This is a genomic window from Pseudomonas sp. JAI111 (genome assembly GCF_024809425.1).
Lineage (GTDB): Bacteria > Pseudomonadota > Gammaproteobacteria > Pseudomonadales > Pseudomonadaceae > Aquipseudomonas.
On sequence record NZ_JANUCB010000001.1, the window covers coordinates 1,406,151 to 1,427,010 of the forward strand.

A 20,860-nucleotide genomic window follows, 5' to 3' on the forward strand; every position below is an offset into this window, starting at 1 on the left:
ATTTACGCCTTCTTCTGGTGTTGAACCAAAGCTGCTTTAACGAAACCGCTGAACAACGGGTGACCGTCACGAGGTGTCGAAGTGAACTCAGGGTGGAACTGGCAAGCGACGAACCATGGATGATCCGGTGCTTCAACCACTTCAACCAACGCACCATCGCCGGAACGACCGGAGATTTTCAGACCGGCAGCCATGATCTGCGGCAGCAGGTTGTTGTTTACTTCGTAGCGGTGACGGTGACGTTCGACGATCACGTCCTTGGCGTAGCAATCGTGCACCAGAGAGCCCTGCTCAAGCAGGCAATCCTGTGCGCCGAGGCGCATGGTGCCGCCCAGGTCGGACGATTCGGTACGGGTCTCGACGGCGCCGGTGGCATCTTCCCACTCGGTGATCAGACCCACGACCGGGTGACCGCTGGCACGATCGAACTCGGTGGAGTTCGCGTCTTTCCAGCCCAGCACGTTACGAGCGAACTCGATCACGGCCACTTGCATGCCCAGGCAGATGCCCAGGTACGGAACCTTGTTTTCGCGAGCGTATTGAACGGCAGTGATCTTGCCTTCAACGCCACGCAGACCGAAGCCGCCCGGTACGAGGATCGCGTCAACACCTTCGAGCAGCGCGGTGCCCTGGTTTTCGATGTCTTCGGAATCGATGTAGCGCAGGTTGACCTTGGTACGGTTGCTGATACCGGCGTGACTCATCGCTTCGATCAGCGATTTGTAAGCGTCCAGCAGCTCCATGTACTTGCCGACCATCGCGATGGTGACTTCGTGTTCCGGGTTCAGCTTGGCGTCAACCACAGCTTCCCACTCGGACAGATCGGCGCTGCCGCATTGCAGGCCGAAACGCTCGACGACGAAATCATCCAGGCCCTGGGAATGCAGGATGCCCGGGATCTTGTAGATGGTGTCGGCGTCTTCCAGCGCGATCACCGCACGTTCTTCAACGTTGGTGAATTGCGCGATCTTGCGACGCGACGAGATGTCGATCGGGTGATCGGAACGGCACACCAGCACGTCTGGCTGCAGGCCGATGGAACGCAGTTCCTTGACCGAATGCTGGGTCGGCTTGGTCTTGGTTTCGCCGGCAGTGGCGATGTACGGCACCAGCGTCAGGTGCATCAGCATCGCGCGCTTGGCGCCGACTTCGAAACGCAATTGGCGGATGGCTTCAAGGAACGGTTGCGACTCGATGTCACCCACGGTGCCACCGATTTCGACCATGGCCACGTCGGCATCGCCGGCGCCCTTGATGATCCGGCGCTTGATTTCATCGGTAATGTGCGGGATCACCTGAATGGTGGCGCCCAGGTAATCACCACGGCGCTCTTTGCGCAGGACGTGTTCGTAGACACGGCCAGTGGTGAAGTTGTTGTTCTGGGTCATGGTCGTGCGGATGAACCGCTCGTAGTGGCCCAGGTCCAGGTCGGTCTCGGCGCCGTCGTGGGTGACGAACACTTCACCGTGCTGGAACGGGCTCATGGTGCCCGGGTCAACGTTGATGTACGGGTCCAGCTTCAGCATGGTGACCTTAAGTCCCCGCGCCTCCAGGATGGCCGCCAATGAAGCCGAGGCAATGCCTTTCCCCAATGAAGAAACAACACCGCCCGTGACGAATATGTAGCGCGTCATGAAAAACCCTAGAAGTCTGCGTTAAAGCGGTCCGAGCCGCCGGGGAAAGCGAAGGAAGGCCGAAGCCCCCGATCACCTGCATTAATCACAGTGCACCTTTCAAAAAAACCGCCGCGTTGGGACAGACCGGCAGATGAAACACCGGTTCGTTGCTCGCTACACATTTTTTGGAATCGCCCAGCAAAGACTGCTTGGTAATCGGCAACTCCTGCAATTCAGGCGAATCCACAGAAGTTGTATCAAGAAGGGAGCGTAGTCTACCGGAAAGCCCCTTTCAGCTCAAACCTTGATCTTCGTGCGGTGGCTGCCAATGCAAATCCCAGCCGTCTTGCACGCTGCCATTCAAGCCCGGCACGCCGGCCACCGCCAGCAATTGCCCGGCGCGAAAGACCAGCGGCAATCTGCCACGGACGAAGGCCGGAACACCTCGTTCGTTGAGCAAACGCTTGAGATCCCGGTGCCCACGTTCGGGCAGGTGCATGACCTCACCTCCTTTACGATAGCGGATTTGCAGCGGGCCATCGGGGCTCAGACCGGTGAACATCACCGTGCCGTTATTCGGCAAATCCAGTGCGGCTGAAGGATCAGTCCACTCGACCGCAGAGGACAGATGGCCAAGCCAGCAGCCCGACAGCCACCAGATCCGCCCGCCGGACCGATGCAGCTCACCCTGCCCCAGCCGCCAGATCGGACACGCATCGCCGGTCGCATCGCGCAAATTTTCCCAACCCGACCAATGGTCGCTATCCGGCATCTGCGTGAGCGCGGCGAGCCAGTGACTCAGGGCATTGCGTTGGCGCGCCGCGGAAAGTGCAGCAAGCGGCGCCAGCTCCAGAGACGGTAAACCCAGCCAATCGAAATCGCTGACAGTGCTGGCGCTGGCCAGGTCGATATTTGCCAGCTCATCGAGCAAGCCCTGTGCTTCGCTCAAGTGCGCAGCGCTGCGCGCCATCGTCGTCACCGCTTGCGGCCAGCGCTCGGTCAGCACCGGAAACACCTGATGCCGCAGGTAATTGCGCGAGAAATGCCGATCCTGATTCGAAGGGTCCTCGATCCAGCTCAGTCGATGCTCGGTCGCGTAAGCCTCAAGCTCGGCGCGCGCCACATCCAGCAATGGACGAACAAGGTGCCCGCGGCCCAGCACGCGCTCGCGAGGCATCCCCGACAAACCTCTCACCCCTGCCCCGCGTAACAACCGGAACAACAGGGTTTCCGCCTGATCGTCACGATGCTGAGCGGTCAGCATCACCTCATTGGCTTGAGTAGCCCCCAGGAACGCGCCATATCGCGCATCCCGCGCGGCACGCTCGAGACTGGCGCCGTGTTGCACCTGAACATGAACCACCTGTAACGGCACCCCCAGGGCATCACAGACGGATTGGCAATGTTGCGGCCACGCATCAGCCGCAGCCTGAAGGCCGTGATGAACATGGAGGGCGCTCAGCGCCGGCAGGGATTGAGATTTTGCGAGATGGGCGAGCAGGTGCAGCAGGACGGTGGAGTCGAGGCCGCCGGAGAAGGCGATGTGCCAGGCCGGAGCGGTGCGCCACACAGCAAGATTCATCAGAACTCTGGCAGGAAGATCAATCATGGGCTGACTCATATCGATCACTTTGCACAAAACAAATGTGGGAGCGGGCTTGCTCGCGAAAGCGATTAAACATTCAACATTTCAGTTGCCTGTTATACCGCTTTCGCGAGCAAGCCCGCTCCCACATTGAAGCCAAGGTCAGATCAGAGACCGTAGCTCATCAGACGCTCGTAACGACGGGCCAGCAGCGCCTCGTTGTCGAACTTCTTCAGCATCGCCAGTTGCGAGCTCAGTTCGGCACGGATCGATGCAGCGGCGGCGGCCGGGTCGCGGTGCGCGCCACCCAGAGGTTCACCGATCACTTTGTCCACGATACCCAGGCCTTTCAGGCGCTCGGCGGTGATGCCCATCGCTTCCGCTGCATCCGGCGCCTTCTCCGCGGTTTTCCACAGAATGGAGGCGCAACCTTCCGGCGAGATCACCGCGTAGGTCGAATACTGCAGCATGTTCAACTGATCGCAAACGCCGATCGCCAGAGCGCCACCAGAACCACCCTCACCGATAACGGTGGCGATGATTGGGGTTTTCAGGCGAGCCATGACGCGCAGGTTCCAGGCAATCGCTTCGCTCTGGTTGCGTTCTTCAGCGTCAATACCCGGATAGGCACCCGGGGTGTCGATGAAGGTCAGAATCGGCATTTTGAAGCGTTCAGCCATTTCCATCAGGCGGCACGCCTTGCGGTAGCCTTCCGGACGCGGCATGCCGAAGTTGCGGCGAACCTTCTCGCGCACTTCACGGCCTTTCTGGTGACCGATGATCATCACCGGCTGATCGTCCAGACGGGCAATGCCGCCCACGATTGCAGCGTCGTCGGAGAAGTGACGGTCGCCGTGCAATTCGTCGAACTCGGTGAAGATGTGTTCGATGTAGTCCAGGGTATATGGACGTTTCGGGTGACGCGCCAGACGTGCGATCTGCCAGCTGGTCAGCTTGCCGAAAATGTCTTCGGTCAGCGTGCTGCTTTTGTCCTGCAGGCGGGAGATCTCATCGCCGATATTCAGCGAATTGTCGTTACCGACCAAGCGCAACTCTTCGATCTTGGCTTGCAGGTCGGCGATCGGCTGTTCGAAATCTAGAAAATTCGGGTTCATAGGCGTCCGTCTTGGGTCGACGTCCAAGTGAGCTTGGGCCGGCCGGTTGTCTATTCGCGCCCTACCTTAAGGGACAGGCGCGTTCAGGTCGAGATTAAAAATTGGGTCGAGATCAGAGCGGCTCCTTTTCGGGAGAGCGGCACCTGACCGTCAACGGTATTGGAGGAAGACGTTGTCTCGCCCGAACTGGTCACGCAGGGCTTGAATCAACGCATCCGCCGGATCGATTCGCCAGGTCTCGCCGAACTGCAGCAAGGCCTTCGCTTCGGGGCTCGTGTACTCCATGGTGATCGGGCACGCACCGCGGTGACGCTTGAACAGCTCACCCAGCCAGCGTAGCTGATCGCCCTTCAAATCCTTGGTCTGCAGCTTCAGGCGCAGGCTTTCAGCAAGATTGGTGCGCGCATCTTCCATGCTCATCACCCGCTTGACCCGCAGGCGCAAGCCGCCGGAAAAGTCGTCGTTGCTGACCTCGCCCTCGACCACCACCATCGCATCGGTCTGCAACAGCGATTGTGCCGAATGGAACGCGTCGGCGAACAGCGAAGCTTCAATTCGTCCGGAGCGGTCATCAAGGGTGATGAAGCCCATCTTGTCGCCCTTTTTGTTCTTCATCACCCGCAGGGCGATGATCATCCCCGCGACAGTCTGCGTATCGCGAGCCGGCTTCAGGTCAATGATGCGCTGACGGGCGAAGCGGCGGATTTCGCCCTCGTATTCGTCGATCGGGTGACCGGTCAGGTATAGGCCCAGGGTGTCTTTCTCCCCTTTCAGGCGTTCCTTGAGCGTCAACTCCTTGGCCTTGCGGTGACTGGCGTAGACGTCGGCGTCTTCCTCGACAAACAGTCCGCCGAACAGGTCGGCATGGCCGCTGTCGTGGGTGCGAGCGGTTTGTTCGGCAGCCTTGATCGCCCCTTCCATCGCGTTCAGCAGGATCGCGCGGTTCTGGTCGATGCTGGCTTGATAGGCTTTGGGTTCGTCGTGGAAGCACGGGCCCAGACGATCCAGTGCACCGCTGCGGATCAAACCGTCCAGGGTGCGCTTGTTGATCCGCTTGAGGTCGACACGGGCGCAGAAATCGAACAGATCCTTGAACGGCCCGTCCTGACGCGCCTCAGTGATCGCCTCGACCGGCCCTTCACCCACACCCTTGATCGCGCCGAGGCCGTAAATGATGCGGCCTTCGTCGTTCACCGTGAACTTGAACTCCGAGGTATTCACATCCGGCGCGTCGAGACGCAGCTTCATGGTGCGAATTTCTTCGATCAAGGTCACGACCTTGTCGGTGTTGTGCATATCCGCAGAAAGCACCGCGGCCATGAATGGCGCCGGATAGTGCGTTTTCAGCCATGCCGTCTGGTACGACACCAGGCCGTAAGCGGCGGAGTGGGATTTGTTGAAGCCGTAACCGGCGAATTTCTCTACCAGGTCGAAAATGTTACCGGCAAGGTCGGCGTCGATATTGTTGGTCTTGCAACCTTCAATGAAACCGCCGCGCTGCTTGGCCATTTCTTCCGGTTTTTTCTTACCCATGGCTCGACGCAGCATGTCCGCGCCGCCGAGGGTGTAGCCGGCCATGACCTGGGCAATCTGCATCACCTGTTCCTGATACAGGATGATGCCGTAAGTCGGTGCCAGAACCGGCTTGAGGCCTTCGTACTGGTAGTCCGAGTGCGGGTACGCAAGTTCGGCGCGACCGTGCTTACGGTTGATGAAGTCGTCCACCATGCCCGATTGCAACGGGCCCGGACGGAACAGGGCCACCAGTGCGATCAAGTCTTCCAGGCAGTCGGGCTTGAGCTTTTTGATCAGCTCTTTCATGCCGCGCGACTCGAGCTGGAACACCGCAGTGGTTTCAGCTTTTTGCAGCAGTTGATAAGTCGGTTTGTCATCCAGCGGGATGAACGCGATGTCCAGTGGCGGCTCATCCACCTTGGCGCGATCGCGGTTGATGGTTTTGAGTGCCCAGTCGATGACCGTCAGGGTCCGCAGACCCAGGAAGTCGAACTTCACCAGACCGGCAGCCTCAACGTCGTCCTTGTCGAACTGGGTCACCAGGCCGTCACCGGCCTCATCGCAATAAATCGGCGAGAAGTCCGTCAGCTTGGTCGGCGCGATAACCACGCCACCAGCGTGTTTACCGACGTTACGCACCACGCCTTCCAGCTTGCGCGCCATTTCCCAGATTTCGGCGGCTTCTTCATCGACCTTGATGAAGTCACGCAGGATCTCTTCCTGCTCGTAGGCTTTTTCCAGGGTCATGCCGACTTCGAACGGAATCATCTTCGACAGACGATCCGCCAGCCCGTAGGACTTGCCCTGTACCCGCGCCACGTCACGGACCACAGCCTTGGCGGCCATGGAACCGAAGGTGATGATCTGGCTTACCGCGTTGCGACCGTATTTTTCGGCCACGTAATCGATCACCCGGTCACGCCCGTCCATGCAGAAGTCGACGTCGAAGTCGGGCATGGATACCCGTTCCGGGTTAAGGAAACGTTCGAAGAGCAGGTCATATTCAAGCGGGTCGAGGTCGGTAATCTTCTGCACATAGGCCACCAGCGAGCCGGCACCCGACCCCCGGCCAGGACCCACCGGCACGCCGTTGCTCTTGGCCCACTGGATGAAGTCCATCACGATCAGGAAGTAACCGGGGAAGCCCATCTGGATGATGATATCCAGTTCGAAATTCAGCCGGTCAACGTAGACCTGGCGCTTGGCTTCGTAGTCTTCGGTGGTGTCTTTGGGCAGCAGAACACTGAGGCGCTCTTCCAGACCATCGAACGAAACCTTGCGGAAATACTCGTCGATGGTCATGCCATCAGGGATCGGGAAGTTGGGCAGGAAGTGAGTGCCCAGCTTCACTTCAATGTTGCAGCGCTTGGCGATCTCGACGGTGTTTTCCAGCGCCTCGGGAATGTCGCTGAACAACTCCGCCATTTCTTCGGCGCTTTTGAGGTATTGCTGATCGCTGTAGTTCTTCGAACGCCGCGGATCGTCGAGGGCGCGGCCCTCACCGATGCATACGCGGGTTTCGTGAGCGGCAAAGTCTTCCTGCTTGATGAAGCGCACATCGTTGGTCGCCACCAGCGGCGCACCAATCTTCGCGGCCAGGGCCACGGCGCCGTGCAACTGTTCTTCATCGTTGGGGCGATTGGTGCGCTGGATCTCCAGGTAGAAACGATCCGGGAACACCTCCATCCATTCGCGCGCCAGTTTTTCTGCTTCAGCGGGGTTGCCGCTGAGCATGGCCAGACCGATCTCGCCTTCTTTTGCCGCCGACAGCATGATCAAGCCTTCACTGGCTTCAGCCACCCACTCGCGCTCAATGATGACCGAGCCATTGCGCTGGCCATCGATGAAACCACGGGAGATCAGTTCGGTGAGATTGCGGTAGCCGACAGCGTTCATCGCCAACAGGCTGATTCGGCTCAGGGCATTGTCCGGATCCTTGTTCGACAGCCACAGGTCGGCGCCGCAAATCGGCTTGATGCCGGCGCCCATGGCTGCTTTGTAGAATTTGACCAGGGAACACATGTTGTTCTGGTCGGTAACGGCCACGGCAGGCATGTTCATGCCGACCAGGGTCTTGACCAGCGGTTTGATCCGCACCAGACCGTCGACCAGGGAGTATTCAGTGTGCAGGCGTAGGTGAACGAATGAAGCCGGCATAGTGATCCTGTCCAGTAACGTGAAAACAACAAGGCCCGGATTGTACCGGGCCTTGGCAAAAACATCAGCCTTGCGACTAACTCTCGATCAGGTTTTCACGGGCTTCGTAAGCCAGGCGTACCGGGGCGAACGAGCGACGGTGAATCGGCGTCGGCCCCAATCGGGCCAGCGCTTCCAGATGAACGGGCGTCGGGTAGCCTTTGTGGCCGCCGATCCCGTAACCCGGGTAAATCAGTTCGAACGCCGCCATTTCACGGTCGCGGCTGACCTTGGCCAGAATTGATGCCGCCGCGATGGCCGGCACCTTGCCGTCGCCCTGCACCACCGCTTCAGCGCGCATGGACAGTTTCGGGCAACGGTTGCCATCAATCATCGCCAGCTTCGGCTGAATGTGCAGGCCTTCGATGGCGCGCTGCATGGCCAGCATGGTGGCGTGGAGGATATTCAACTGGTCAATTTCTTCGACTTCGGCCCGGGCGATGCACCAGCTCAGGGCTTTTTCGCAGATCTCGTCGTAGAGCTTTTCGCGACGGGCTTCGGTGAGCTTCTTCGAATCGTTCAAGCCGAGAATCGGCCGATTCGGATCAAGAATCACCGCAGCCGTGACCACAGCACCGCAGAGCGGACCGCGACCGACTTCGTCGACACCGGCAACCAAATCTTCCACTTCAGCGACCAAGTTGAAATCCAGCCCCATCTGCATGCTTGTCTTACTCATTGTACTTGGCCAATCAATTTCAGCACTGCATCCGCAGCCTGGTTGGAGGCATCCAGACGCAAGGTCCGGTGAATTTCGTCGAAGCCGCGCGTCTGCTCTTCACCGCCGTCGATCAATGGCGAAAGGGTCTGGGCCAACGCTTCGACCGTCGCATCGTCCTGCAACAACTCGGGCACCAACAGACGCTGGGCCAGCAAGTTCGGCAGGGAAACATAAGGGCTTTTCACCATGCGTTTGAGAATCCAGAACGTCAGCGGCGCCAGACGATAGGCAACCACCATCGGCCGCTTGTACAACAACGCTTCAAGGGTCGCGGTTCCGGAAGCGATCAACACCGCATCGCACGCAGCCAGGGCCAGATGGGATTTGCCGTCAAGCAAGGTCAACGGCAAATCGCGGCCAACCAGCAACGCTTCCAGCTGCGCGCGGCGCTCAGGACTGGCGCACGGCATGACGAACCGAACGCCGGGACGCATCGCACGCAGGCGCTGGGCGGTATCGAGGAACAACGCACCGAGACGGCCAACCTCACCGCCACGGCTGCCCGGCATCAACGCGACCAGCGGCCCGTCCGGCAGACCGAGTTCTGCCCGTGCGGCGGCGCGATCGGCTTGCAGCGGGATGGCGTCGGCGAGCGAATGCCCGACAAATCGCACCGGTACGCCCTTCTCTTCGTAGAATTTGGCTTCGAACGGGAACAGCGTCAGCATCAGGTCGCAACCTTCGCGAATCTTCAGCACCCGCTTCTGCCGCCAGGCCCAGACCGACGGGCTGACGTAATGCACGGTCTTGATCCCGGCCTGACGCAGCTTGAGTTCGATATTGAGGTTGAAATCCGGGGCATCGATACCGATGAACACGTCCGGTTTCTCGGCGATCAGGTCGGCGATCAGCTGCTTGCGACGCTTGAGCAATTCGCGAAGCCGGCCGAGCACTTCCACCAGCCCCATGACCGAAAGCCGTTCCATCGGGAAATACGAGACCAGGCCTTCGGCCTGCATCAGCGGACCACCGACACCGATGAATTCCACGGCCGGATGCCGAGCTTTGAGCGCGCGCATGAGACCGGCGCCCAGAATGTCACCGGAAGCCTCACCCGCCACCAGTGCAATACGCAGATTGGCCATGATTAACGAGTGATGCCGCGGGTCGAAGACTGGATGGAATCACGGAACACCGCGACTTCCGGGAATTGATCCGAAGGCTCGGCCAGCTCGGCGAGCGCCTGCTCGACCGTCAGGCCCTGGCGGTAAACCACCTTATAGGCACGACGCAGGGCATGGATCGCGTCTTCGCTGAAACCACGACGGCGCATGCCTTCAAAGTTCATGCTGCGGGCTTCGGCGGGGTTGCCAAACACCGTGACATAGGCGGGAACGTCCTTGCCGATGGCGGTGCCCATGCCGGAAAAGCTGTGGGCGCCAATGTGGCAATACTGGTGAACCAGGGTAAAACCGGACAGGATCGCCCAGTCTTCGACGTGCACATGACCTGCCAACGCGGTGTTGTTGACCAGGATGCAGTGATTGCCGATAACGCTGTCGTGACCGATATGGGCATAGGCCATGATCAGGTTGTGATCACCCAGTGTCGTTTCCGAGCGGTCTTGAATGGTTCCGCGGTGAATCGTCACGCCTTCACGGATGACGTTGTGGTCACCGATGACCAGGCGGGTTTCTTCACCTTTGTATTTCAAATCGGGCGTGTCCTCACCTACCGAAGAAAACTGGTAGATGCGGTTGTGCTTACCGATTCGGGTCGGGCCCTTGAGAATTACATGCGGCCCGATCACCGTACCCTCGCCGATTTCCACACCTGCGCCGACGATCGACCAAGGGCCGACCTCAACGTCGTCGGCCAGAATGGCCGTCGGATCGATGATTGCGCGAGGGTCAATCAAACTCATAGTTTGCGTTCCGCGCAGATGATTTCAGCGGAGCAGACTGGCTTGCCATCGACCGAAGCCTGGCACTCGAACTTCCAGATCTGACGCTTGCAGCTGATGAAGCGGGCTTCGAGGATCAACTGATCGCCTGGGGTGACGGGCTGGCGAAAACGCAGCTTGTCGGAACCGACGAAGTAGTAAAGCGTACCGTCGGCGGGCTTCACGTCGAGCATTTTGAAGCCAAGGATACCGGCAGCCTGAGCCATCGCTTCGATGATCAACACGCCCGGCATGATTGGATGCGCAGGAAAGTGACCATTGAAGAACGGTTCGTTGATGCTGACATTCTTGTAGGCGCGAATGCGCTTGCCTTCCACATCCAGTTCCACGACTCGGTCCACCAGCAGGAACGGGTAACGGTGGGGCAGGTATTCGCGAATCTCGTTGATGTCCATCATTTCGGGGGGAAGCCTATGTAAAGATTGGAAGCGCGCGACTGACGCGCGCCCCTCTAGCAAATCAAGGAGGCAGTCTAGCGGCTGTGCACACTTGATATGGAAATGGTATCAGCCATCTGATGAAGCATTACCGTCAGGGGTCACTTCCCCCACACGCTTTTCCAGCTGTCGCAAACGTCGCGCGATGTCGTCGAGCTGACGGATACGGGCCGCGCTTTTGCGCCATTCGGCCGCTGGTTGCATCGCCGTACCGGAAGAGTAGGAACCCTTTTCGGTAATCGAGTGGGTCACCATGGTCATCCCGGTGATAAAAACGTTGTCGCAAATTTCGATATGCCCCACCAGCCCGACACCACCGGCAAGCATGCAGTGCTTGCCGATTTTGGTGCTGCCGGAAATCCCGACGCACGCCGCCATTGCAGTGTGATCACCGACCTGCACGTTGTGAGCGATCTGAATCTGGTTGTCGAGCTTCACGCCATTACCCAGAACGGTATCGGCCAGTGCGCCGCGGTCGATAGCGGTATTCACGCCAATCTCCACGTCATCACCGACCAGAACGCCGCCAATCTGAGCGATTTTCTGCCAGACACCTTTTTCGTTGGCAAAGCCGAAGCCTTCGCCACCGAGCACGGCACCGGACTGAATCACGACCCGTTTGCCGATACGAACGTCGTGGTACAGCGTGACCCGCGGAGCCAGCCAGCCGCCTTCGCCAATTTCGCAACGGGCACCAATGAAGCAATGCGCTCCGATGGTCACACCCGCAGCGATACGCGCCTGGCTTTCGATTACGGCAAAAGCACCGATGCTCGCCGCCGGATCAACCACTGCGTCCGTGGCCACGACGGCTGTCGGGTGAATACCGGCAGGCGCCTTGGGCTTGGGATCGAACAGATGGGAAATTCGCGCGTAGGCCAGATACGGATCAGGCACCACCAGGGCATCACCGACAAAACCTTCTGCGTCAGCGGCCTTCAGCAACAGGGCTGCGGCCCGGCAGTCCACCAGGTATTTACGGTATTGGGGATTTGCGAGAAAGCTCAACTGAGCTGGGCCAGCCTCTTGCAAAGTGGCTAGCCCAGTAATTTCTTTCTCCGGGTCGCCACGTAGCGTGGCGCCAAGGAACTCGGCCAACTGGCCGAGCTTTATAGTCGCTGTCATGGATTACTTCAGCTGATTCATGCGCTCGATAACCTGGCGAGTGATGTCGTACTGAGGTTTGACATCAATCACTGCGCCACGCTCGAAGACCAGGTCAAAAGCACCTTTCTTGATGACTTCTTCCACAGCACTGTCCAGTTTCGGCTTGAGCTGCTTCAGCATTTCACGGTCGGCAACGGCTTTGGCTTCGTTCAGTTCCTTGGACTGGAACTGGAAGTCACGGGCCTTTTGCTTGAACTCGAGTTCAAGGCGTTCACGCTCGCCTTGCTGCATCTTGTCGCCACCGGCCATCAGACGATCCTGAATGCCCTTGGCACTGCTTTCCAACGTCTTGAGCTTGGTCAATTGCGGACCAAACTTCTTCTCGGCATCCACTGCGTACTTCTTGGCAGCATCGGATTCCAGCAGCGCCATCTGATAGTTCAGAACGGCGATTTTCATGTCGGCAAAAGCCGGACCTGCTACCAATACGGTTGCCAAGAGAACCAACTGAGTCAACTTACGCACGATGCACTCCTACAAAATCCATTGTCGTTATCTTGGGTCAGACGCTTAGAACGTCTGGCCGAGGGAGAATTGGAACACTTGAGTCTCGGCATTGCTGTCCGGCTTCTTGACTGGCATCGCCAAGGCGAAGCTCAACGGACCAAGGGCGGTAACCCATGTCACACCGACACCCACCGAACTGGCCATATTGCTCAAGCTGACGTCATTACACTGAGTGTTGGACTTCGAGCCATCGGCGTTAGTGCTCTGCTTGCAAGTCGAATCGAACACGTTACCTACGTCCCAGAATACCGAAGTGCGCAAGGAACGCTGATCTTTCACGAACGGCATCGGGAACAGAACTTCTACCCCACCTTGAATCAGAACGTTACCACCAAACGGCAGTGGCTTCTGGTCCGGGTCGACTGCGGTGCCCGGGTTCACGCCCCGGCTCGGCGTACTACGAGGCCCAAGGGTACTGTCCTTGAAACCACGAACCGAGTTGAAACCACCAGCATAGTAGTTTTCATAGAATGGCAAGCCGTCGGTATCACCATAACCATCGCCATAACCCAGCTCGGTATGGAGGCGCATGGTGTAGTTTTCAGACAGTGGCTGGAACAACTGACCGCGGTAATCGAGTTTGAAGAACGACAAATCGCTGCCCGGCGTCGTGGCTTCCGCGGTCAAGCTCTGGGAGTGACCACGAGTTGCCAGTACACCTTTGTTCAAGGTGGATTCAGACCAACCGGCCGATGCCTTGAAGTTGAGGTACTGATCACCTTGCTGGTTAACGAAGTCGAAGATTTCGTCGACGGTGTAGAGACCGGTCTTGATCTTGTCTTGTTGTGCAGACAAACCAAACGTCAGACGCGACGTCTCGCTGATCGGGTAACCAACGCTGACACCTGCACCCAGGCTGTCTACGGCGTAGCTCGCTACGTTGACATCAAGGTCTTTGTAGTCGGTGGTGCGATAGAACGCGTTGTAACCCAGGCTGACGCCATCGGCAGTCCAGTACGGGTCGACATAACCGAAGTTATAACGGCTTTGGTATTGGCTGCGGGTCAAGCCGATACTGACCTTGTTACCCGTACCCAGGAAGTTGTTCTGGGTGATCGAACCGCCGAGGATCAGACCGGCGCTCTGGGCAAAGCCGACGCTGGCAGTGATCGAACCGGAAGCTTGTTCTTCAACGCTGTAGTTCACGTCAACCTGGTCATCGACGCCCGGTACCGCTGGGGTTTCGACGTTGACTTCCTTGAAGAAGCCCAGGCGTTCAAGACGGGTCTTGGATTGGTCGATCAGGTAGGTCGAAGCCCAGCCGCCTTCCATCTGACGCATTTCGCGGCGCAGCACTTCGTCTTCGGACTTGGTGTTGCCACGGAAGTTGATACGGTTGACGTAAGCACGCTTGCCCGGATCGACAGCGAAAGTGATGTCAACTGTGTGGTCTTCATCGTGAGGCTGAGGCACGCCGCTGACGTTGGCGAAGGTGTAGCCCTCGTTACCCAGGCGACGGGTGATCAGTTCGGACGTGGTGGTCATCAGCTTGCGCGAGAACACCTGGCCTTTCTGAACCAGCAACAGCGACTTGACCTGGTCTTCAGGGACTTTCAGGTCGCCGCTCAGCTTGACGTCACGAACGGTGTATTTCTCGCCTTCGTTGACGTTGACAGTGATGTAGACGTGTTTCTTGTCCGGGGTGATGGACACCTGGGTCGAAGCGATATCCATGTTGATATAGCCACGGTCCAGATAGTAGGAGCGCAGACGCTCCAGGTCACCGGAGAGTTTTTCACGAGCGTACTTGTCGTCGTTCTTGAAGAACGACAACCAGTTGGTGGTCTTGAGTTCGAACAGGTCGATCAGGTCCTCATCAGGGAAGACCGTGTTACCCACCACGTTGATGTGCTGGATAGCAGCAACGGTGCCTTCGTTGATATTGACCTTCAGGGCAACGCGGTTACGCGGCTGCGGCACCACTTCGGTGTCGACGGTAGCCGAGTAGCGCCCCTGGGCGACATATTGGCGCTGCAGCTCGTTACGAACACCTTCGAGGGTGGCTCGCTGGAAGATCTCGCCTTCGGCCAGACCGGATTGTTTGAGGCCCTTCATCAGGTCTTCAGTGGAGATCGCCTTGTTACCCTCGATCTCGATACTGGCGACCGATGGACGCTCGACTACAGTGATGACCAGGACGTTGCCTTCACGGCCCAGCTGGATATCTTGAAAGAACCCGGTTTTGAACAGCGCACGAGTGGATTCCACCAGGCGACGATCATCCGCCTGTTCACCGACGTTTAACGGCAAAGCACCAAAGACGCTACCCGCGGAGACCCGCTGGAGGCCATTGACGCGAATATCAGAGATAGTGAAGGACTCGGCGTGAACTTCGGCGATCATCAATACGGTGAGAACCGCAGTTAGCAGCAGACGTTTCATGAAGTCCTTTCTTATTCCAACTGGCAATAAACAAACTGCCGCAAAATGCGGCAGATTCGCAATTCAGCGAAGTGTTACAGACGGCCCAAATCATTGACCAGAGCAAGCAACATCACCCCGACCACTAAACTGATACCGATCTGTATCCCCCAACCCTGCACCCGATCCGACAAGGGACGACCACGCGTCCACTCGATCAGATAAAACAACAAATGCCCCCCATCCAGTACAGGAATAGGCAACAAATTCAGAACCCCCAGGCTAATACTCAGATAAGCAAGGAAATTCAGGAAATCAGCGACGCCCGACTGGGCAGAAGCGCCCGCCACTTTAGCAATGGTTATCGGTCCACTCAAGTTTTTTACCGAGAGCTCACCGAACAACATTTTCTTGAGTGAATCGAGGGTCAGTACGCTCATGGTCCAGGTACGCCGAGCGCCCTCCCCAATCGCGGCCACAGGACCGAAACTGACTTCGCGGATCATCTCTGGTGGCCAATCGACTGCTTTGACCCCGGCGCCCATATAACCGGTGGGTGCCTTGCTCTCGCCGCGAGCGGCCAGAGTCACTGGGACGTCGATTTGAGCACCATCACGGTCGACGCGCAGCATGATTTTGGTATCAGGATGCATACGCACCGTATCCACCACTTGCTGCCAGTCATCGAGGGCCTTGCCATCAAGGCTCAGCAGCCGATCACCGGTTTTCAGGCCCGCTGCCTGCGCCGGTCCTTTCGGATCCAGCTCGGCCAACACCGGCGGCAACGCCGGACGCCAAGGACGAATACCCAACGAGCGGATGGGATCCGGCTCGTCTGCGCCCTTGAGCCATTTGTTCAGCATCAGCTCACGAGGCGAATCCGCTGTGGAGCCCTGCTCGCGCACCAACAATTGAAGAGAGCCGCTTTCGCCCAGGCGCCGAACCAGTTGCAGATTCACCGCAGCCCAGCCGGAAGTCGGCTCGCCGTCGATGGCAATGATTTCCTGACCCGCGCTCAAACCGGCCTGCGCGGCAATGCTACCCGACTCGACCGCGCCAATGACCGGACGCACCTGCTGGCTGCCGAGCATGGCCAGCACCCAGAAAAACACCATTGCCAACAGAAAGTTGGCAATCGGGCCAGCCGCCACGATGGCAATGCGCTGCCGGACGGATTTGCGATTGAAGGCTTGATCGAGCTGATCAGCCGGCACTTCGCCTTCGCGCTCGTCGAGCATCTTGACGTAGCCGCCCAGAGGAATGGCAGCCACCACGAACTCGGTGCCTTTCTTGTCGTGCCAGCGCAGCAGTGGAAGGCCAAAACCCACGGAGAAACGCAGCACTTTGACCCCACAGCGACGCGCGACCCAGAAATGGCCGAACTCGTGGAAGGTGACCAGCACGCCCAAGGCTACCAGGGTGCCGACAATCATATAGAGCGCGCTCATCTACTTTCTCCGCAATCCTATCCAGTGCTGCATGGGGCAACGTATTTCAGCACTTATCGCCCGTGACGACTCAACCATTGCCCGGCGAGCTCTCGCGCTTTCGCGTCCGCCGTGAACACTGCCTCGAGATCATTCACCGCCACAACAGGTTCGAGGTTTAACACTTCTTCGATGATACTCGCGATTTCCGGATAGCGAACCCGTCCGTCGAGAAACGCCGCCACAGCCACTTCATTGGCTGCATTAAGCATCGCCGGAGCGCTGTTGCCAGCCTCGGCCGCCTGACGCGCAAGGCGCAGGCAAGGGAAACGCACTTCATCGGGGGCCTGGAAGTCCAGGCGAGCGATGGCGAACAGATCCAGCGGCGCTACACCCGAATCGATCCGCTCAGGCCAGGCCAGGGCATTGGCAATCGGTGTGCGCATGTCAGGGTTGCCCAACTGCGCCAGCACCGAACCATCGATATAGTCGACCAGAGAATGAATCACGCTTTGAGGGTGAATGACGACCTCGACCTGGGATGGCCTGGCATCAAACAACCAGCAGGCTTCGATCAGTTCGAGCCCTTTGTTCATCATGCTGGCCGAATCGACCGAAATCTTGCGCCCCATGGACCAGTTCGGGTGAGCGCACGCTTGCTCAGGGGAAACATGCGCCAGTTCGGCCAACGGCGTCTGTCGGAACGGACCGCCAGAGGCTGTCAGCAGAATCCGACGCACACCGACTGCGCCAAGCCCACGGGCGAAATCCTGCGGCATGCACTGGAAAATCGCGTTGTGTTCACTGTCGATCGGCAGCAGCACCGAACCGCTTTTGCGCACGGCCTGCATGAACAGAGCACCGGACATCACCAGCGCTTCTTTGTTGGCCAGCAAGATCTTCTTGCCAGCCTCGACCGCCGCCAGGGTCGGACGCAAGCCCGCCGCACCGACGATGGCCGCCATGACCGCATCGACCTCGGGATCGGCAGCGACCTGACACAGGCCTTCCTCCCCCACCAGCACGCGGGTCGAAAGACCGGCAGCGCGCAAGTCGTCCTGCAGGATTCGGGCAGCATCCGCTTGCGGCACGACGGCAAATCGCGGCGTATGACGCACGCACAAGGCCAGCAACTCACTCAGGCGGGAGAACCCGCTCAAGGCGAAAACCTGATAGCGCTCCGGATGGCGAGCGATCACATCAAGCGTGCTCAGACCAATCGAGCCCGTGGCCCCCAGAACGGTAATCTGCTGTGGGCGGCTCACGGTGCGGCCATCCACAACAGCACGGCGAATACCGGGATCGCGGCCGTCAGGCTGTCGATTCGATCCAGCACGCCGCCGTGCCCTGGCAGCAGATTACTGCTGTCCTTGATCCCCGACTGACGCTTGAACATGCTCTCGGTGAGGTCGCCCACCACCGAGATGAACACAATTACCGCCGCACCCAAAAGACCCAGCAGTATCTGTACGAAACTCCAATCCCGCGCTATGCCAACGATCGCTGCCAACACCAGACTCAGCAGCAAGCCACCGTACACACCTTCCCAGCTCTTGCCGGGACTGACCTGCGGCGCCAGCTTGCGCTTGCCGAAGGCCCGACCGGAGAAATACGCGCCGATATCAGCCCCCCAGACGAGCACCATCACCGCCATGATCAACCAGTTACCCAAAGGCTCCTGCTTGATCTGGACCAGACCTTGCCAGGCCGGCAACAGGATCAACAAACCGATCACCAGTTTGCAGGCGGCACTGGCCCAATGCTCGCTGGAATGCGGGTAAGTCAGCACCAGATACGTCGCAACACCCCACCAAAGCACCGAAGCGCCCAGGACCCAGGGCGCGAGCCCCGGCAGGATGTGCATGATAAACAGGATGAATGCGACCACGACCGCGTAGGCGATGCGCATCGGCTGGGCGGTGAAGCCTGCCAGGCGAGCCCACTCCCACGCGCCGAGGGTCACGACCAGCCCGATGAACAGCGCAAAGCCTGTGCCTTCGAGCAGGAAAAACCCGCACAAAGCGATCGGCAGCAGGATCAGCGCGGTGATGATTCGTTGTTTAAGCATTAAACGCGGGCCCCAGCCTCGATCTGCTCGCTCGTTTTACCGAAGCGGCGCTGACGAGAAGCGTAATCGGCCAGTGCGTTACGCATGGCTTCGTGTTTGAAGTCCGGCCAGAACAGGTCGGAGAAATACAACTCGGCGTAGGCCAGTTGCCACAGCAGGAAGTTACTGATGCGGTGCTCGCCCCCGGTACGGATGCACAAGTCCGGCAACGGCAAGTCGCCGGTGGCCAGACAGGTCTGCAACAACTCGGGAGTGATGTCCTCCGGACGCAGATGTCCGGCCTGAACCTCGCGCGCCAGACGCTGCGCAGCTTGCGCAATATCCCACTGACCGCCGTAGTTGGCGGCGATCTGCAAGACAAAGCGGTTGGTTCCGGCGGTCATCGCTTCAGCTTCACGCATGGCAGCCTGAAGCTCTGGATGGAAACGCGAGCGATCACCGATGATGCGCAGACTGATGTTGTTGTCGTTGAGGCGCTTGGCCTCGCGACGCAACGCCTTGAAGAACAGATCCATCAAGGCACTGACTTCATCGGCGGGGCGCTGCCAGTTCTCGCTGGAGAACGCGAACAGCGTCAACACCTCGACCTTGGCCTCGGCGCACACCTCAATCACCGCACGAACGGCATCCACGCCCGCTTTATGACCGGCAACACCAGGCATAAAGCGTTTTTTCGCCCAGCGATTGTTCCCATCCATGATGATCGCGACATGGCGCGGCACCGCGGACGGTGCAGTCTGCTTAGTCTTTTCCATGAAAACGAGACCCTTATACGGCCATCAGGTCTTTTTCTTTCTGCGCCAGATTCGCATCGATTTCAGCCACATACTTCTTGGTCAAATCGTCGATCTCGCCAGCTGCACGACGCTCTTCGTCTTCGCTGATTTCCTTTTCCTTGACCAGATCCTTCAACGAGCTGTTTGCATCGCGACGGATGTTGCGCACAGCAACACGGGCATCTTCTGCAACATCACGCGCCTGCTTGGTGAAGCCCTTGCGGGTTTCTTCAGTCAGGGCCGGCATGGAGATCAGCAACAACTCGCCCAGGTTGGTCGGGTTGAGGTTCAGACCAGCGCTACCGATGGCCTTGTCGACGGCGCCCAGCATGTTGCGCTCAAAGGCAACGACTTGCAGGGTACGGGCGTCCTTGACGGTGATGTTCGCCACTTGCTTGATCGGGGTGTCGGAACCGTAATATGGCACCATCACGCCTTCAAGAATGCTTGGGTGCGCCTGGCCGGTACGAATGCGGCCGAAGTTGTGCAGCAGCGATTCGACGGATTTCTTCATACGCTCTTGAGCGTCTTTCTTGATTTCATTGATCATTGTTGGCCTTCCTCGATCAGGGCCCCTTCAGCGCCGCCATGCACGATGTTCAGCAGGGCGCCGGGCTTGTTCATGTTAAAGACGCGCAACGGCATCTTGTGGTCTCGGCACAGGCAAATGGCCGTCAGATCCATCACGCCCAGCTTGCGATCCAGCACTTCATCGTAAGTCAGATGATCGAACTTCTCGGCATGCGGGTCTTTGAATGGATCTGCAGTGTAAACGCCATCGACCTTGGTCGCCTTGAGCACAACGTCGGCGTCGATTTCGATTGCACGCAGGCAGGCTGCCGAATCCGTAGTGAAGAACGGGTTGCCGGTACCGGCCGCGAAAATAACAACTTCCTTGGCGTTCAGGTGACGCATCGCTTTGCGGCGATCATAGTGATCGGTCACACCCACCATGGAAATGGCCGACATCACGATAGCCGAGATATTGGCACGTTCCAGCGCGTCGCGCATGGCCAAGGCGTTCATCACAGTGGCCAGCATGCCCATGTGGTCGCCAGTCACCCGATCCATGCCGGCCGCGCTCAGCGCTGCACCGCGAAACAGGTTGCCGCCGCCAATCACCAGGCCGACCTGAACACCGATACCGACCAGTTGGCCGACTTCAAGTGCCATGCGATCCAGCACCTTGGGATCGATCCCGAACTCTTCGGACCCCATCAGGGCCTCGCCGCTAAGCTTGAGTAGAATGCGTTTATAGCGAGCCTGATAACCACTGCCCTGCTGAGCCATTGCGAATCTCTCCTGCGGCGTATTTTAAAAATTCTTTGCGAGCTGTTTACAGCTGGCGTTCACTCTAGCTTGGCGCTGCTTCAGCGCCATCGGAACATGGCTTTGTAAGCCAGTTCCAAACGGAAACCAATTAAAAATTGGTGCCCCATCTGAAAAGAGGCTGCGCGCGTAAGCGG

17 protein-coding genes are annotated in these 20,860 nt (G+C 58.6%); all 17 read right to left on the reverse strand.

Translation table 11 applies throughout. From position 1 onward, the window contains the following. Positions 1 to 2 precede the first annotated feature (2 nt). The 17 genes from HNR03_RS06700 to pyrH all read right to left on the reverse strand — a co-directional run bounded on the left by HNR03_RS06700 (position 3) and on the right by pyrH (position 20,684). Positions 3 to 1,634, reverse strand: a complete 1,632-nt coding sequence (locus tag HNR03_RS06700) for a CTP synthase (protein ID WP_259151727.1) — start codon at positions 1,632 to 1,634, stop codon at positions 3 to 5. A 274-nt stretch (positions 1,635 to 1,908) separates the two neighbouring features. Continuing rightward, complete coding sequence (tilS, locus tag HNR03_RS06705) at positions 1,909 to 3,237, reverse strand: tRNA lysidine(34) synthetase TilS (RefSeq protein WP_259151729.1); 1,329 nt, start codon at positions 3,235 to 3,237, stop codon at positions 1,909 to 1,911. Between the two features lie 131 nt (positions 3,238 to 3,368). Continuing rightward, positions 3,369 to 4,316: an acetyl-CoA carboxylase carboxyltransferase subunit alpha gene (locus tag HNR03_RS06710; RefSeq protein ID WP_010462799.1), complete on the reverse strand. Its 948-nt coding sequence runs from the start codon at positions 4,314 to 4,316 to the stop codon at positions 3,369 to 3,371. Between the two features lie 150 nt (positions 4,317 to 4,466). Then, a complete protein-coding gene (gene dnaE / locus HNR03_RS06715; RefSeq protein ID WP_259151737.1) occupies positions 4,467 to 7,988 on the reverse strand; it encodes a DNA polymerase III subunit alpha in 3,522 nt (1,173 codons plus the stop codon). A gap of 76 nt (positions 7,989 to 8,064) precedes the next feature. Further along, on the reverse strand, positions 8,065 to 8,691 hold the full coding sequence (rnhB, locus tag HNR03_RS06720) for a ribonuclease HII (protein ID WP_222590344.1): 627 nt from the start codon (positions 8,689 to 8,691) through the stop codon (positions 8,065 to 8,067). Positions 8,692 to 8,702: 11 nt separating this feature from the next. Further along, entirely contained in the window at positions 8,703 to 9,833 is a 1,131-nt protein-coding gene (lpxB, locus tag HNR03_RS06725; protein ID WP_259151739.1) for a lipid-A-disaccharide synthase, read from the reverse strand. A 2-nt stretch (positions 9,834 to 9,835) separates the two neighbouring features. Beyond that, a complete protein-coding gene (gene lpxA, locus HNR03_RS06730) occupies positions 9,836 to 10,612 on the reverse strand; it encodes an acyl-ACP--UDP-N-acetylglucosamine O-acyltransferase (protein WP_090187807.1) in 777 nt (258 codons plus the stop codon). Beyond that, positions 10,609 to 11,049, reverse strand: coding sequence for a 3-hydroxyacyl-ACP dehydratase FabZ (gene fabZ / locus HNR03_RS06735; RefSeq protein WP_017336708.1), 441 nt, complete (start codon positions 11,047 to 11,049; stop codon positions 10,609 to 10,611). The genes lpxA and fabZ overlap by 4 nt, the downstream gene beginning before the upstream one ends. A gap of 108 nt (positions 11,050 to 11,157) precedes the next feature. Continuing rightward, positions 11,158 to 12,213 (reverse strand): UDP-3-O-(3-hydroxymyristoyl)glucosamine N-acyltransferase, encoded by a 1,056-nt coding sequence (gene lpxD, locus HNR03_RS06740; protein ID WP_222589976.1) that lies wholly within the window; start codon positions 12,211 to 12,213, stop codon positions 11,158 to 11,160. 3 nt (positions 12,214 to 12,216) lie between these two features. Then, the gene (locus HNR03_RS06745; RefSeq protein WP_008028980.1) at positions 12,217 to 12,720 is read right to left on the reverse strand and encodes an OmpH family outer membrane protein; all 504 of its coding nucleotides are present in this window, start codon (positions 12,718 to 12,720) and stop codon (positions 12,217 to 12,219) included. Positions 12,721 to 12,765: 45 nt separating this feature from the next. Continuing rightward, a complete protein-coding gene (gene bamA / locus HNR03_RS06750) occupies positions 12,766 to 15,144 on the reverse strand; it encodes an outer membrane protein assembly factor BamA (RefSeq protein ID WP_222589975.1) in 2,379 nt (792 codons plus the stop codon). Between the two features lie 74 nt (positions 15,145 to 15,218). Continuing rightward, complete coding sequence (gene rseP, locus HNR03_RS06755; RefSeq protein ID WP_259151743.1) at positions 15,219 to 16,571, reverse strand: sigma E protease regulator RseP; 1,353 nt, start codon at positions 16,569 to 16,571, stop codon at positions 15,219 to 15,221. 53 nt (positions 16,572 to 16,624) lie between these two features. Then, positions 16,625 to 17,815: a 1-deoxy-D-xylulose-5-phosphate reductoisomerase gene (gene ispC, locus HNR03_RS06760; RefSeq protein WP_259151744.1), complete on the reverse strand. Its 1,191-nt coding sequence runs from the start codon at positions 17,813 to 17,815 to the stop codon at positions 16,625 to 16,627. After that, positions 17,812 to 18,618 (reverse strand): phosphatidate cytidylyltransferase, encoded by an 807-nt coding sequence (locus HNR03_RS06765; RefSeq protein WP_222589972.1) that lies wholly within the window; start codon positions 18,616 to 18,618, stop codon positions 17,812 to 17,814. The genes ispC and HNR03_RS06765 overlap by 4 nt, the downstream gene beginning before the upstream one ends. Next, the gene (gene uppS, locus HNR03_RS06770) at positions 18,618 to 19,373 is read right to left on the reverse strand and encodes a polyprenyl diphosphate synthase (protein WP_222589971.1); all 756 of its coding nucleotides are present in this window, start codon (positions 19,371 to 19,373) and stop codon (positions 18,618 to 18,620) included. The genes HNR03_RS06765 and uppS overlap by 1 nt, the downstream gene beginning before the upstream one ends. Before the next feature lie 13 nt (positions 19,374 to 19,386). Then, entirely contained in the window at positions 19,387 to 19,944 is a 558-nt protein-coding gene (gene frr, locus HNR03_RS06775) for a ribosome recycling factor (protein ID WP_090187830.1), read from the reverse strand. Beyond that, positions 19,941 to 20,684, reverse strand: coding sequence for a UMP kinase (gene pyrH, locus HNR03_RS06780; RefSeq protein ID WP_259151747.1), 744 nt, complete (start codon positions 20,682 to 20,684; stop codon positions 19,941 to 19,943). Before pyrH ends, frr begins: the two co-directional genes overlap by 4 nt. Between the last annotated feature and the right edge of the window lie 176 nt (positions 20,685 to 20,860).

Bases quoted from the DNA above. Each gene is read 5' to 3' on its own strand.
- frr (WP_090187830.1), bottom strand. From the start codon at position 19,944: ATGATCAATGAAATCAAGAAAGACGCTCAAGAGCGTATGAAGAAATCC.
- lpxD (WP_222589976.1), bottom strand. From the start codon at position 12,213: ATGACAGCGACTATAAAGCTCGGCCAGTTGGCCGAGTTCCTTGGCGCC.
- HNR03_RS06765 (WP_222589972.1), bottom strand. From the start codon at position 18,618: ATGCTTAAACAACGAATCATCACCGCGCTGATCCTGCTGCCGATCGCT.
- HNR03_RS06710 (WP_010462799.1), bottom strand. From the start codon at position 4,316: ATGAACCCGAATTTTCTAGATTTCGAACAGCCGATCGCCGACCTGCAA.
- fabZ (WP_017336708.1), bottom strand. From the start codon at position 11,049: ATGATGGACATCAACGAGATTCGCGAATACCTGCCCCACCGTTACCCG.
- lpxB (WP_259151739.1), bottom strand. From the start codon at position 9,833: ATGGCCAATCTGCGTATTGCACTGGTGGCGGGTGAGGCTTCCGGTGAC.
- uppS (WP_222589971.1), bottom strand. From the start codon at position 19,373: ATGGAAAAGACTAAGCAGACTGCACCGTCCGCGGTGCCGCGCCATGTC.
- bamA (WP_222589975.1), bottom strand. From the start codon at position 15,144: ATGAAACGTCTGCTGCTAACTGCGGTTCTCACCGTATTGATGATCGCC.
- pyrH (WP_259151747.1), bottom strand. From the start codon at position 20,684: ATGGCTCAGCAGGGCAGTGGTTATCAGGCTCGCTATAAACGCATTCTA.
- lpxA (WP_090187807.1), bottom strand. From the start codon at position 10,612: ATGAGTTTGATTGACCCTCGCGCAATCATCGATCCGACGGCCATTCTG.
- HNR03_RS06700 (WP_259151727.1), bottom strand. From the start codon at position 1,634: ATGACGCGCTACATATTCGTCACGGGCGGTGTTGTTTCTTCATTGGGG.
- rseP (WP_259151743.1), bottom strand. From the start codon at position 16,571: ATGAGCGCGCTCTATATGATTGTCGGCACCCTGGTAGCCTTGGGCGTG.
- dnaE (WP_259151737.1), bottom strand. From the start codon at position 7,988: ATGCCGGCTTCATTCGTTCACCTACGCCTGCACACTGAATACTCCCTG.
- rnhB (WP_222590344.1), bottom strand. From the start codon at position 8,691: ATGCAGATGGGGCTGGATTTCAACTTGGTCGCTGAAGTGGAAGATTTG.
- tilS (WP_259151729.1), bottom strand. From the start codon at position 3,237: ATGAGTCAGCCCATGATTGATCTTCCTGCCAGAGTTCTGATGAATCTT.